General features: G+C 36.2%; 9 protein-coding genes. 1 reads left to right on the top strand and 8 read right to left on the bottom strand.

Annotated elements, in window-relative coordinates; all coding sequences use genetic code 11:
- The first annotated feature begins 126 nt into the window (after positions 1-126).
- Positions 127-4521 carry a reprolysin-like metallopeptidase gene (locus BUB95_RS04595; RefSeq protein WP_073083670.1) on the top strand — a complete coding sequence of 1465 codons (4395 nt, stop codon included), beginning with the start codon at positions 127-129 and terminating at the stop codon, positions 4519-4521.
- Between the two features lie 74 nt (positions 4522-4595).
- On the opposite strand, the gene BUB95_RS04590 is transcribed toward BUB95_RS04595, so the two are convergent.
- From BUB95_RS04590 to BUB95_RS04555, 8 genes are all read right to left on the bottom strand, one after another.
- Positions 4596-5309, bottom strand: coding sequence for a 3'-5' exonuclease (locus BUB95_RS04590; RefSeq protein WP_073083668.1), 714 nt, complete (start codon positions 5307-5309; stop codon positions 4596-4598).
- 11 nt (positions 5310-5320) lie between these two features.
- Positions 5321-5677: a hypothetical protein gene (locus tag BUB95_RS04585; RefSeq protein ID WP_073083666.1), complete on the bottom strand. Its 357-nt coding sequence runs from the start codon at positions 5675-5677 to the stop codon at positions 5321-5323.
- Position 5678: 1 nt separating this feature from the next.
- Complete coding sequence (locus BUB95_RS04580; RefSeq protein WP_073083663.1) at positions 5679-8099, bottom strand: penicillin acylase family protein; 2421 nt, start codon at positions 8097-8099, stop codon at positions 5679-5681.
- Between the two features lie 9 nt (positions 8100-8108).
- A complete protein-coding gene (locus tag BUB95_RS04575; RefSeq protein ID WP_073083660.1) occupies positions 8109-8645 on the bottom strand; it encodes a hypothetical protein in 537 nt (178 codons plus the stop codon).
- Entirely contained in the window at positions 8645-9802 is a 1158-nt protein-coding gene (locus tag BUB95_RS04570; RefSeq protein ID WP_073083658.1) for a serine hydrolase domain-containing protein, read from the bottom strand. Before BUB95_RS04570 ends, BUB95_RS04575 begins: the two co-directional genes overlap by 1 nt.
- Positions 9803-9836: 34 nt before the next feature.
- Positions 9837-10310: a methylated-DNA--[protein]-cysteine S-methyltransferase gene (locus BUB95_RS04565; protein WP_073083656.1), complete on the bottom strand. Its 474-nt coding sequence runs from the start codon at positions 10308-10310 to the stop codon at positions 9837-9839.
- A complete protein-coding gene (locus BUB95_RS04560; RefSeq protein ID WP_073083653.1) occupies positions 10310-11428 on the bottom strand; it encodes a CNNM domain-containing protein in 1119 nt (372 codons plus the stop codon). Before BUB95_RS04560 ends, BUB95_RS04565 begins: the two co-directional genes overlap by 1 nt.
- Before the next feature lie 83 nt (positions 11429-11511).
- A complete protein-coding gene (locus BUB95_RS04555; RefSeq protein ID WP_073083651.1) occupies positions 11512-14028 on the bottom strand; it encodes a T9SS type B sorting domain-containing protein in 2517 nt (838 codons plus the stop codon).
- Between the last annotated feature and the right edge of the window lie 103 nt (positions 14029-14131).

Raw genomic sequence — 14131 nt, 5'->3', positions numbered from 1 at the left:
CTTCATTATATATACGGAAAAACCGTAATAAAAAAGAAATCAGTGTTAATAAACACAATCCTACAAAATGAATTATAAAATTTTAATAATTTGAATGAATTATAATTAAAACCATTTAATATTTCTATGAAAAAAACACTATTCTTCGCATTTTTTATATGCTCGTTTTTTGGGTTTTCTCAAGGTCAAACACTTTGGAAAAAAGAATCTGCAAAAATCTTTGATGTTAAAGAAAGTAGGAGAGAACTTCCTACAAAAGAAATCTATTCATTAGATATCGAAGGCTTAAAAGCTATACTATCTCAAGCGCCAGCAAGAGGTGAATTTAGTGGTCAGTCAAATGTTATTGTATCGTTTCCAAATGCTGATGGAGAGCTAGAGCGTTATCACGTTATGGAGGCGTCTGTAATGCATCCTGATTTGGCAGCCAGATATCCTAATATCAAATCGTACGCAGGTCAGGGAATCGATAATCCTTCGAATCGAATTCGTTTTAGTTTATCTCCACTAGGCTTACAAAGTATGCGCTTATCATCGGATAAACCAGCTTCTTTTATAGAGCCTTACACAAACGACTTATCTCAGTACACAGTGTATAAGAGACAAGACAAATTACCAGTACAAGATAATTTTGAATGTGAGGTGACTGCTCAAGCAAATTCCTTGCTAGAAGGCAATAGTACTTCATTAAGAAATGCAGACGATGGCACATTAAGAACGTACAGACTTGCCGTCTCTACTACTGGAGAATATACACAGTATCATGGAGGAACTAAAGCTCAGGCGTTAGCAGCTATAAATACTACGATGACAAGAGTTAACGGTCTTTTTGAAAATGACTTTAACGTTACTATGCTTTTGATTGCAAATACAGACGATGTTATTTATACAAATGGCAACACTGACCCATATTCTAACGGAAGCTTTAATAGTCAAGTACAAAGCACATTAACAAGTGTAATCGGCGAAGCCAACTACGATGTAGGACATTTATTTGCCAGAGCATCAGACAATGGAAATGCAGGCTGCATAGGTTGCGTATGTGTTAATGGACAAAAAGGAAGCGCTTTCACATCGCGTTCAACACCAGAAGGAGACCCTTTTGATGTAGATTATGTGGCACATGAGCTAGGACATCAGTTTGGTGGAAATCACACGTTTTCTTTTAGAAATGAAGGTACAAATGCACATTTTGAGCCAGGAAGTGGTACGACTATCATGGGATATGCAGGTATTACTGGAGCAACTGATGTTCAACAGAATAGTGATCCATATTTCCACTGGTTTACAATACAGCAAGTTACAAACTATGTAAAGTCTACAAGCTGTCAAACCAATACAAATACGGGCAATTCAGTACCAACGGTTAATGCTGGTCTTAATTATACTATTCCAAAGGGTACGCCTTTCGTCTTAGAAGGCACTGCATCAGATGCTGATTCTGGAGACGTATTAACTTATTGCTGGGAACAGGCAGATGAGAATAATGCAGCTACAACCTACCCGAGTACTACAGCAACCACTGGCGTAGCTTTTAGGTCATTTAATCCAACTACGGATAATAAACGTTATTTTCCAAGACTTCAAACTATAAAATCTGGTGCTACTTCTTGGCAATGGGAAGCTGTTCCTAATGTGGCGAGAACATTGAATTTTAGATTAACCGTTAGAGATAATCGCGTTGGAGGCGCAACAAATAATAGTGACGATACACGTATTACAGTAAATGGTACAGCGGGGCCATTTGTACTAAATTCTCCAAATACAAATTTAACTTGGGATGCTGGTACAACACAAACAGTAACTTGGAATGTTGCCGGCACAACAGGAAATGGAGTAAATGCAGCGAATGTAGATATCTTCTTATCAACAGATGGTGGAGACACCTATCCTATCACTTTAGCATCAGGAGTTCCTAATGATGGTTCTCATGATATTGTAGTACCAAATAACCAAGGGTCGCAAAACAGAATTATGGTTAGAGGTTCTAACCACATCTTCTTCGATATCTCTAATGCTAACTTTACAATTGGAGCACCTGTTGTTTGTAATGCTACCACACCAAGTGGACTAGCAGCTTCGAACATTGGGTCGTCGACAGCTACTTTAAGTTGGAATGCAGTAGCGGGAGCAACTTACGATTTAAGATATAGAGTTTTAGGTTCTTCAACATGGACAACAGTAGCAGTGACTGGGGTTTCCTCTAACTTAACAGGGCTTAATACCCAAACACAATACGAAGCCCAAGTAAGAAGTAAATGTAGTGGAGGAAGTAATTCGGCATACTCGACTTCAGTTAATTTTACAACTACAGAAGTACAATTAAATTATTGTGCATCTAACGGTAATAATGTAAATGACGAATTTATCTCAAGAGTACAATTAGGGTCGATAGATAATTCTTCTGGTGCAGCAGCTAGTGGTTATGCAGATTTTACATCACAATCTACTGTACTAACCAAAGGAACTTCAAATACAATTACAATTACACCAACCTGGACAGGCACTCTTTATAATGAAGCTTATGCAGTGTGGATCGATTACAACAAGGATGGAGATTTTACTGATGCAGGAGAGCAAGTCTTTTCTCAAGCTCCAACACAAGCAACACCAGTAAGCGGTAACTTTACGGTGCCAACTGCGGCAGTAGAAGGCGCAACCCGTATGCGTGTTTCTATGAAATACAATGCAGCTCCAGCGCCATGCGAGTCATTTACCTATGGTGAAGTTGAAGATTATACAGTTGTAATTGAATCTTCTGGCCCAGACACCATAGCGCCAGTAATTACGTTAAATGGTTCTGCTTCGGTTACTTTAGAGTTGCAAGAAACTTATAACGAATTAGGAGCAACAGCAACTGATAACGTCGATGGCGATTTAACATCCAGTATTGTAACATCAGGTACTGTAAACACTAATATAGCCGGAACGTATACAGTAACATACAGTGTTAGTGATGCTGCGGGAAACTCAGCAAGTGCTACAAGGACAGTGACTGTAAATCCAGATACGACTGCACCAATACTTACATTATTAGGTTCAGCAACAGTTAGTTTAACGGTAGGTGACGGATATACAGATGCAGGTGCCACAGCCACAGATAACATAGATGGTAACCTAACATCAAGTATTGTGGTCACAGGTGCAGTAAATACTAATGTTGCCGGAACCTATACACTAACTTACAATGTGAGTGATGCCGCTGGTAATGCAGCAACACCAGTAGTAAGAACAGTTACTGTAAACGAAGCATCGAATGGCTGTTCTGGAGGTGTATCGCTTCCATATGCTGAAGGCTTTGAGAGCGGTATCGGCGCTTGGACGCAGAGTAGCGCGGATGACCTTAATTGGACAGTAGATGCTAATGGTACGCCAAGTAACGGAACAGGGCCATCAAGCGCAATAGAAGGAAGTAACTATATTTATGTAGAGGCTTCTGGTAATAATACAGGTTATCCAAACAAGCGAGCTATAATTACCTCACCATGTTTTGATTTATCAAGCGCAGCAGAAGCGACATTCTCATTCAAGTACCACATGTTTGGTTCAACAAACGCAGGTTCATTAGCGTTAGAGGTGAGCAATGACGAAGGTGCCAATTGGACAAGTTTATGGAGCCAAACAGGAAACCAAGGCAACCAGTGGTTAACGGTAAATATAGATTTGGCAGCTTACTTAGGCAGTGGCATTCAGTTACGATTTAATAGACTAACGGGTGGCACATGGCAAGCAGACGTCGCTATTGATGATATTAGTTTAACGGATGGCGCTACCAATCCACCTGCAGGTTGCGACACATTGAATTTTAATGATTATACGCTTAATTCATTTTCCACTCAAGATGCAAGCGGTGCTAATTCTATTGGAAATGGAGGAGCCTCGTTAACATTAACTAATAATACTTGGAAGTATATCGATTTTCCTTATACAGTTACTGCAAATACTGTAATTGAACTAGAGTTTAGCAGTACTTCTGAAGGTGAAATTCATGGTATTGGTTTCGAGAATGATAATTCGTTAACATCTTCGTTCTACTTTAAGTTTTATGGAACGCAGAATTATGGAATTACCAATTTTGATAATTACATAAGCGGAACAAGAACCTACGTTATTCCGGTAGGTGATTCTTACACAGGTGTTATGGATAGATTAGTATTTATTAATGATAATGACGCTGGTTCCGGTAACAACTCTACATTTACTAATGTAAAAATTTATGAGACCTCTTGTCCTACTTCTAGAGGAGAAGTTGTTTTTGGTGAAAGAGTTGATGTATTAGGTGATGAAGATGAAGATGCATTTAGAATGAGAATGTATCCTAACCCAGTAACGAACACGTTATACGTTGAAACTGTAGGTGTAGAAAATGCAACTTACCGAATTGTAAATATGCTAGGTCAAACCGTATTACGCGGAGTTAACTCTAGCCAAATTGAAGTTAGTACGTTAGATAAAGGGGTATATTTCTTAGAATTAAGTACAGGAGAAGTGTCTGTATCTAGAAAGTTTATTAAGCAATAAGCCTAACCAATATCTTAAACCAAAAAGAGCTCAGATTTTATCTGGGCTCTTTTTTATTGTAAAATAATAATAGTTTAAATATGCTTTATCTCATTCTCATGAAGTAACTCATCACCTCTTAATCGCAAGAATATTTGCGCTACAGCAATCGTATCTTTTTCGCAATAGGTGATAATACGGTCTATGTCATTATCATCGTAATAAACGCTACAAACTTCGCTACCATCAATATCATCCTTAGGTGAAGGAATGCCTAAAACATTAGTCAAAAGTTTTAATGATGTATAAGTTTTATAATCGCCAAATTTCCACAATTCTAAAGTGTCAAGATGTGGCACTTCCCATGGTTTTTTCCCGAATAAATTTAGCTTATAAGGCAATTCAATATTATGAATAATCATACGCCTGGCTATATACGGAAAGTCGAATTCTTTTCCATTGTGTGCACAGAGCAGATGCTTGCTTTGGCTAAAGTGCGAAATCAGTAAATTTTTAAAATCTTTGAGGATTTTAATTTCATCACCATAAAAAGACGTTACACGAAAATTTCTAATGTCGCCATCCATCTTAAAATAGCCTACCGAAATACAAATAATTTTCCCAAACTCTGACCAAATACCCGCACGGTCATAGAATTCTTCGGCGGTATAATCATCTTTACGTTGGTACTTGGATTTTAGCTCCCAAAGTTGTTGTTTGGTTTCGTCTAAGTCCGAAAAATGCTGTGTTTCTGGGACGGTTTCAATATCTAAGAATAAAATGTTTTCAAGATGAAGCTTAGAAATCATAACGTTAAAATTTATTTAGACTTCAATACTAAAGATAATTGTTTTCCAAATAAAGCCGAAACGCCTGCGGCTAAACCTCCAATTGATCCTGTGACTAATAGTAACAGATATTCATTACCAGCAAGAGGTAATAATACCGCAATTTTTTTAGCTAATATAAAATCGTTTGCACTACTCAATGACCAAGAATAGACTATCCAAAAAAGCGCAATGGCTACTAATGGGATAACGAATACCGAAGCTTTTTTTAAGGGAATTAAAAGCGCTGAACTAAAGCTTGCTACCATCACAGACCACCAAGGTAGAAACTGCGATAAAATGATAGCTAAAACGATTGTAATTATAAAGTTGATGCTATTTCGTTTCATGTTATTTAGCTGGCTTTAAAGTTTGTGTAGATTGGATTGAAGTGGAGTCACTTTCAGACTGTAAAAAGTTAATTTCAAAATAGTCGCCCTTTGCCCAATCGTCTATAAAATTATCGTAATACTTACTGCCTGGATTTCCTGATTGTCCACCTGGATAAATGCCAAAACCTTTGGGTTTGTCTCCCATTTCAACAATCATTCGCCATGAAGGCCCATGATTTCTGGTCATGGCATTTACGGTATTGCCATCACCACCAATTGGGATGTTTTGTACCGAAAATGCAGGTAAGGCCTGAAGCAGGTGTCCCACATAAGAACGCTTATAATTTTTCCAAGTGTAATCGCCATTCTTTTCTTTCCATTTGTTTAGTTTTTCTACCGTTTCTTTAAAGGATTGCTGGATTAAATCCTTCGCTGTTTCTTTTTCGGGTGTGTCTTGAATGTCCATAAAGTCATCATCAGGATGATTTTTAAGCATGTACATATATTGATAGGTAAATGGCCATTTTAGAGTTTCTTCTTCAACATCAAATTCATCCCAAAGCAAATTGTAAAGACTATTATTCCAACTCGAAAATAAACCTGGTGCTTTGCTGTCGATGTGATTATCAAAATCCCAATTTTTCAGAATATCCAAAGCTTCCTTTTCGTCTTCACTGAGTTCTGAAATTTCTAAGTTTTCAATTAAATAAGGTACAATTTCACTTGCTTTTAAGTTGAAATTATTATTCTGTAAATCTTTAAAATCTTCGACATCGAACTTCTCCTTAGACCTAAAGAAGTTATTAATTATACGAGAGCGATACGTATCATAACCATCATTAAACACATAAAACGGATACATAGAATCTGTAGGGTGCTGATTTGCAGAGCTTACAAAGCCGCGTTCTGGATTTTTAGTATGCGCATTATAGTCTGAGAGAATGAAACTTTGCCAATCATGGTCAGGGTTACTGCCATCCATTAAGAATTTACCTTGGCCTTTCCATTTATTTGGAAATTGGCCTTGCACCCACATGGCAATATCTCCAGTTTTTGAAGCAAATACAAAATTCTGTGCTGGAGCGACGTGGTTTTTTATGGCGTCTCTGTAATCGTTATAATCTTTAGCACGATTGAGCTTATAAAACAAATCAGTAAAGTTATGGCCAATGTGACCAGCCCATTTCATGGCATAGCCTTTAAGCTCGTTGTCGCTTTTAAAGTTATAATCATAGCTCACAGGGCCGTGATGCGTATAGATGACGGAATCTATAAAGGTTTCTTTTCCTTTTATTTTAATTTCTTCAAGTCTTACTGAAGTTTCTTTCCACTGCCCGTTATACTTGTAGGCTTTTCGGCTTTTGTCTTCAAAGTCTATTTTGTACCAATCTTTTACGTCTCGTGTGGCGTTGGTTACACCCCAAGAAATATCGTCGTTAAAGCCAATAATAACACCTAATGCACCTGGTAAAGTAGCGCCATACACATTATGCTCTGGTGTTGATAATTGCATAACAAACCAAATTGAAGGTAGATTTAAACCTAAATGTGGGTCGCTAGCTAAAATAGCATTACCGCTTGCTGATTTTTTAGGAGCCACAGCCCAATTGTTACTTCCGTTATTTGGATGTGGTTTGGTCATGAGTTCTGTCACAGAAATGGTATCATCTGCCATTTCACCTTCAGGAATTTCGGTCATTTCTGTATCAATGTAACTCCAATCGGTGTCTTTTGGAATTACTGGGTCAATAATATCATAAAAATCAGGGAACAATATGTCAAAACGTTTCTTGCCGAACTTTTTTATGGTATTTGTAAATTCTAAATCGTAATCGCGACCACAAAGCATATCGGTCATATACATCAATAAGTGCATGGTTTTATCGATAGTCCAAGCCTCTGGTTGGTAACCCAAAAGTTTATACTCTACAGGATAGTTTTCTGGTTCTAGACTATTAATATATGCGTTAACACCAGCACTGTAAGCCTCCAAAAGCGCTAAGGCTTCTGGGTCTTGTTTTACAACATCTAAACTGTTTTCAGCACCGAAAAGCATACCATTACGGCGTTGTTCTCTATCGTAGTTTAGAGCGCCTTCACCAATAATTTCAGATAGGCGACCTGCCGCAGCATAGGTTTGAAACTCCATTTGCCACAAACGGTGTTTTGCCGTAATGTAACCTTGTGCTTTGTATAAATCTTTATCGTTTTTTGCAAAAATATGCGGAATGAGTTGTGCGTCGTAATGCACAGTGACAGCTTCATCCAATCCTGAAATTGCAATCTCTCCGCTGATAATTTCATCACCTTCATTTTGCCAAATCCCTTGATTCGGTGCGAGGAATTTTCCTAATGCTGGTATGTCTCCGAATTTATTGTTAAGACCGTAGAAAACAGCTGCTGTTAGGATTGCTGTTATAAGGAGTTTTAGGTATTTCATTTTATAAGATTAATTTTTATTACCTTTTTTTAGTATCCACTTTGAAACTTTAGTATAGTTGGTTAATAATAAATAGCCAATAAGGAGATTTATACCAGAGAATACCAATTCGAATATGTAATTTTCATCATTAGCAGAACCATTTGGAAAAACATATAATTGTCCTCTACTAATTTCATTTTTAAATGCTAAAAAAGCGTACTGTATAAAATTTGATAGTTCACTAATAATTAAATACCCACCAATTAGAATAATACCAAGCATTAAAACTTTTTTAGAATTGAAGTCCAATAATTTTAATTCATTATCATCAAAACCCCTGTCAATTTTTAGAAAATCAATTATAGCGTCAGTTTTCTTGATTAAAAAAACATAGATTAGGATTAGTAGAAAAGTAAATATCAAGCTTGCTGCAAGAATAATAGCTGTTTCATTACCATAGAAAGAATACATCATGTTTGAAGGTATCCAACTAAAAACAGTAAGTATAATTGAGTAAAGAGCGAAAACTTTTATTAAAACTCTAAATAAATCTCTTTTTGTCATTATTCCCCAAGCATTTTATAACCTTCCTCAATATACAAACTAATATCATCTGTAAAAGTTTTAGCGTTGAGGTTATCTGGCGATTTTTGATGGCCAAGACGCACAATAATCACATTGTCTTCGGGTTGTACAAAAACGTATTGTCCTAAGTGACCACGCATCATAAAAAAGTCTTTACCGAGATGTTTTTTTAGCCACCAGCCGTAACCATATTCTGGGCTATCCGGAAAACGTGGCACAACAGATTTAGCTACAAAAGCAGAGTCTAAAATTTGTTTGCCATTCCATTTTCCATGGTCTTTGTAAAGTTTTCCAAAACGCGCAAAATCTTTGGCATTACTGGCAATACAGCAATAGGCTTTTACTAAATCGTGGTCGTCACTATCGACTTGCCAAAGGGTTTCGTTTTCGCTTCCGAGTGGTTTCCAGAAGCTTTCTTCAAAATAATCGTATAGTTTTTTATCAGTTGCCTTTTCAATAACCATAGCCAACATTTGCGTATCGCCACTTGCATATTTAAAAGCTTGTCCTGGGTCTGTTTCCATTTTAAGACCGTTCATCACTTTAGCCAAATCGTCATCAAAATAGGCACGTGTTGTAATGCTTAATGGTGAGTAATACGCTTCATCCCAATTGGTACCAGATGCCATACTACTTAAATCGCCAACGGTCATTTTCGCTGCTTTACCATCGCAAAATGCAGGAAGAAAATCGCAAACAGGCTGATTTAGACTTTTAATATGACCTTGCATAATGGCTTTTCCCATTAAACCAGATACATAACTCTTCGCCATAGAAAAGGAGTTAGATTTAGAGTCTTCGTTAAATCCATCGTAATAATTTTCAAACCAAATGCTGTCATTTTTAATAATCACATAAGCAATGGTTCCCCAATCTTTATTGGCTTTTGCTAAACGGTCGGTTTCTTTAGCTGAATTATAGTCGATATGATTTGGCCATGGTTGCGGATTGTTACTGGCATCAATGTCTTGATTGTCAAAATGTTTATAGTCTTCTAGATACGCAGTAGTGTGGCCTTTTAAGTAAATGGTACGAACGGCTTTGAGCAAGTAATCGGTATCAGTGACATAAAGAACGGCAATAAGTAACCCGAAGAATATGATAAGAAATTTGAAGAGTTTTTTTAGGAATTTCATTTGATAGTATTTGTTGTCCTAAATATACTAAACCTTAAAATAAAGTTTGTTGTTTATTGGAGCTTTCGTGGTTGATGAGCCATTGTTTTCTATGTAAACCGCCAGCATAGCCAGTTAAACTTCCGTCGCTTCCAATAACACGATGGCATGGAACTATAATCCAAAGTGGATTTTTACCATTGGCGTTTGCCACAGCTCTAATAGCCTTTGGGTCGCCTAATTGTTTTGATAGTTCTAAATACGAACAGGTTTTACCAAACGGAATTTGCTGTAGGTGCTGCCATACTTTTTTCTGAAAATCGGTACCTGATGGATTGAGTTTTAAGTCAAAATACTGACGCTCGCCCCTAAAATAGGCTTTGAGTTGCGTTACACAATCTAGTAATTCTTCTGGGATAATTTCTGAAAGTTCTTGAGATGTATCACCAATTGAAACAGAAGAAATACCATTGGCGTCACCAGTAATTTTTGCGTGACCAATTGGTGTTTCAATCGTGCAACTTTGCATTAGTTTTCTGTATTATCTTCTTCTATAATACCTAGGCGCTTGGCTCGCGTTTCCCAACTTTTACGAGCTAACAATTGTAGGTCAGAGACATTATCACTTTCGTCCATAATTTCTAGACCTAGAAGTGTTTCAATAACATCTTCCATAGTCACTAGACCACTTACAGAGCCATACTCATCAACGACTAAAGCCATGTGATTACGGCTTTCTACAAGTTGTTCAAAAAGTTTTGGAATTGGTAAGCTACGATTAACGATAATGATATTTCGTTTTAATTCGGATAATAGTTTAGAGCCATTTCCAAAGGCCATTTCTTTAAACACATCGTCCTTTAGAACCAAGCCTGTTATATTATCAGCGTCTTCGGTATAAACCGGAATTCTAGAAAACCGAATATTAGAATTTGCCTTAAAAAAATCTTCAACAGTCATAACCTCATTTTCAGTTTTCATAACCGTGCGAGGTGTCATCACATCTTTAGCTTGAACGTCTTTAAAGTTGAGTAGATTTTTAATGACCTTGCTTTCATTTTCTTCAAAAACACCTTCTTCGTGTGCAATATCTGCCATTGCAGCGAATCCTTCACGACTTAAAACACTACCATGTCCTTTGCCGCCAATAAGCTTCGTTGTAAGTTGTAACAACCACAAAACACCTGTCCACTTTAGTGGAAATATTAGGATGTTTAATGCTTTAGTAGTAAAGTTTGCTAACTGTTTCCAGTAGGTGGCACCTATGGTTTTTGGAATGATTTCTGAAGCGACTAAAATTAAAATGGTCATTATAGTAGATACAACTCCGACCATTATGTCTTCGGTAAATTCAATTCCAAAAATAGAGCGAGTTTCAGTACCATAAAGCTCTGCATAAGCTACTTTGGCTTGTACACCAACTAATATGGCTCCAACAGTATGTGCAATTGTATTTAGAGTGAGAATAGCAATTAGCGGACGGTCTACGTCTTTTTTTAAAGTTTCTAAGTCGCTAGCATAGGCTTTGCCTTCATTTTTCTTAAGGTTAAGAAATGTAGGCGTAATACTTAAAAGTACAGCTTCTAAAATGGAACATAAGAACGAAAAGAAAATTGAAATAATAGCGTAAAAAACGAGTAAACCCATTAATGGTATATTGAATTAGTTAGTGCTAATTTACGAAAATCAACAGTAAAAATTTCAATATTACATTTTATGAAATTCTAAAGCTAACGTTTCAATGTAAAATGTGATGAAAATTGTCTTTGAATAAGATTTTCATCTTTAAAAACAACCGTAAACCAATAATCTGAAGAAGGCAGGATACTACCATTGTATGCGCCATCCCATCCGATTGAACTTTGACTTAATTGCTTAAGAAGTTTACCATACCTATCATGAATATATATTTTTGGCTCTATTAATTCTGAAATACCAATAATTTGCCAATAGTCATTTTTTCCGTCATTATTAGGCGTAAAAAACTTCATATAATCTACAAAAACAATATCCTCAGTTACTATACCACAACCTTTTGTATCAATAATTTTAACCAAATGATAACCAGGTGAAACATTTGTAAAAAGAGGTTCCGCTTGTAAAGGACCATCATCTAAACCAAATATGTAATTACCATATCCAGACGCATTTATTTCAACACTATGATTTTCCGAGAATACGGTTGAGATTACGTTAACTTCTAATACTCGAGGTGGGCCAGAAGGTGTTATTTCAGCACTCTTTGTAATATCGCATCCTGTATCTATAATTGTAGCTTTTACAGAATACACTCCAAAAGTATCAGCCGTTAAACTACTTGAAGATTCAGAAGGCAGTAACTCATTATTTAAATACCACTCAAACGTATGTAAACTTTCACTAAGCCCAGTAGATAAAATAGGCAACTCATAATCAGTATTTACGGTATCGTCACTGTTGAGACAAATAAGACCATCATTGAGTTCAAAATCAACAGGAATATTTATTGTTACATTAAAAGGAATATAAGAACTACAATTAGATACTCTATCTGTTTTTTGCGCATATAGTATATAAGTGGGATTCCCTGGACTTTGGTAAGTAATTGTAGATATTGGTGAGTCTGATGTAATATCTTGCTCGGTTTCATAAAATGTAATATCAAAGTCAGAGGCATTATCTACTCCTAAAATAAAAGTTTCTAATTCAGAAAAATCAATACTAGATGTTAAATAGTCATAATCATCGTCGCAATAAAATTGATCTGGGATTGGATACGAAACAGGACTCACAGGTCCTTGGATTTCAATAACCTCATTACTAGACGTAGTGCAATTAAATTGCTCTATAATAAAATCTGAATATGTGCCTTGGTCTAAGCCGCTAATAATAACCTGACCACTATTGTTTGCAGTAAAATTTGCAGGAGGAATTACTACAGCATCTTCTGTGAATTGTATAGTATATTCTGTTGAAGGCGTTAAATTTGAAATAATTAGCTTTCCGTTGTCACCATCACAAGTGGTAAAATCTTCTTTTGAAAGTGTAAAGTTAGGTGCCAGAGGATCAGTAAGTTCAAAAACTGTATCAATGCTAGTTGAGCAACCCGTAAAACTAATTCTAATATTAGAATACGCACCAGAATCTAAGCCTATCAGCTCAATATTTCCGTTTTCATCAGCAATTAAATCTTGACTAGGAACAGCAACACCATCATCTACATAATCTAATGTATAAGTAAGACCTTCTTGCAATCCGGAGAAAATAATTTTGCCGTCGTTTCCTAAACAAGTTGTGGGATTTTGCTGAAAAGCATTTACAATGAAAGGGACGAAAGATGAATCTACATCTTCTAATATATAATAGTAAGTAAAACTTATAGTTTCATTCGGAGCTAAATCGCCTAGATTAAACGCAATAGAAATTGCCTCATCAATTAAGGCTGTTGTAGAGCCTTCTGCATTAGTAACGCCAAAACCATTCCATATAGCGCTAGCATTTCTGTTATCAAATCCACCATAGGATACTCTGGCGTCAGGGTTTTTTGCATAAAGATTTACAAAAGAACCATCCATATCTTCGGGGATATTTAATGGTTCTTGAGATGCTTTTACAAGGCAGACATCATCTGTTGGAGAAGAAGCTTGAGAAATTAGAGACATATCCGTATCATAAAATCCACTCAAAGTGATATTATTATCTGGGTCAACGTTGTGTAAAAAATAAATGTCTTCTTTGGTGTTTGGAGATAAATTTCTTACAACAGTGTTCATTTGAATGAACAACCCATCTTTAGTGACACTGTAGTATCTCTTGATATTAAGACCAGAAACATTACCTTCCCATATAATTTGAGCTGTATCGTCAAAACAATCTGATGATATAGAATTTACGTTTACAATCTGTCCAGGTATTTGAAAAAAGCCAAACGAATTATTATTACTATAATTAACTCCATCTACTTCTATAGTAAAACCCTCTTCAGGAGTCCCAGGAGTAAAAAAATCACCATCATAATCCACCCAATTATCTTTAAGTGGATTTGCAATAAACCCAAAGAGATTATTGCCGTCAGATTCTCTGTTAAGATGAAAATTAGGAGGTCTATTACTTGTATTGGCCCCGAAAACTCCTTTTGAATTAATGCCTATTTCAACATAATCGCCTTTAGCCCAACCTTCACCGTCAATAAGATGCGCTTCTAATTGTGCATGAATCGGAAAAGAGAGAATCAAAAGAAATATGAAAAGAAAAGTATTTTTTGTCAAGCTGATTTTTTTTACTAAAATAAAATTATTGTAATCAAATTCTTATTTTTTTCAGTTAAAAACACAGTATTCATAGCTTAAAAGCCCACAACTTATTAAGTCA

Source organism: Winogradskyella jejuensis (genome assembly GCF_900129745.1).
In the GTDB taxonomy this organism is placed as follows: Bacteria; Bacteroidota; Bacteroidia; order Flavobacteriales; family Flavobacteriaceae; genus Winogradskyella; species Winogradskyella jejuensis.
The sequence above is the reverse complement of the archived record's forward strand: the minus strand, read 5'-3'. Positions and strand labels throughout refer to the sequence as shown.

What these genes read in the sequence shown, in the direction of transcription:
- BUB95_RS04595 (WP_073083670.1), top strand. Translation starts at nt 127, where the DNA reads ATGAAAAAAACACTATTCTTCGCATTTTTTATATGCTCGTTTTTTGGG.
- BUB95_RS04590 (WP_073083668.1), bottom strand. Translation starts at nt 5,309, where the DNA reads ATGATTTCTAAGCTTCATCTTGAAAACATTTTATTCTTAGATATTGAA.
- BUB95_RS04585 (WP_073083666.1), bottom strand. Translation starts at nt 5,677, where the DNA reads ATGAAACGAAATAGCATCAACTTTATAATTACAATCGTTTTAGCTATC.
- BUB95_RS04580 (WP_073083663.1), bottom strand. Translation starts at nt 8,099, where the DNA reads ATGAAATACCTAAAACTCCTTATAACAGCAATCCTAACAGCAGCTGTT.
- BUB95_RS04575 (WP_073083660.1), bottom strand. Translation starts at nt 8,645, where the DNA reads ATGACAAAAAGAGATTTATTTAGAGTTTTAATAAAAGTTTTCGCTCTT.
- BUB95_RS04570 (WP_073083658.1), bottom strand. Translation starts at nt 9,802, where the DNA reads ATGAAATTCCTAAAAAAACTCTTCAAATTTCTTATCATATTCTTCGGG.
- BUB95_RS04565 (WP_073083656.1), bottom strand. Translation starts at nt 10,310, where the DNA reads ATGCAAAGTTGCACGATTGAAACACCAATTGGTCACGCAAAAATTACT.
- BUB95_RS04560 (WP_073083653.1), bottom strand. Translation starts at nt 11,428, where the DNA reads ATGGGTTTACTCGTTTTTTACGCTATTATTTCAATTTTCTTTTCGTTC.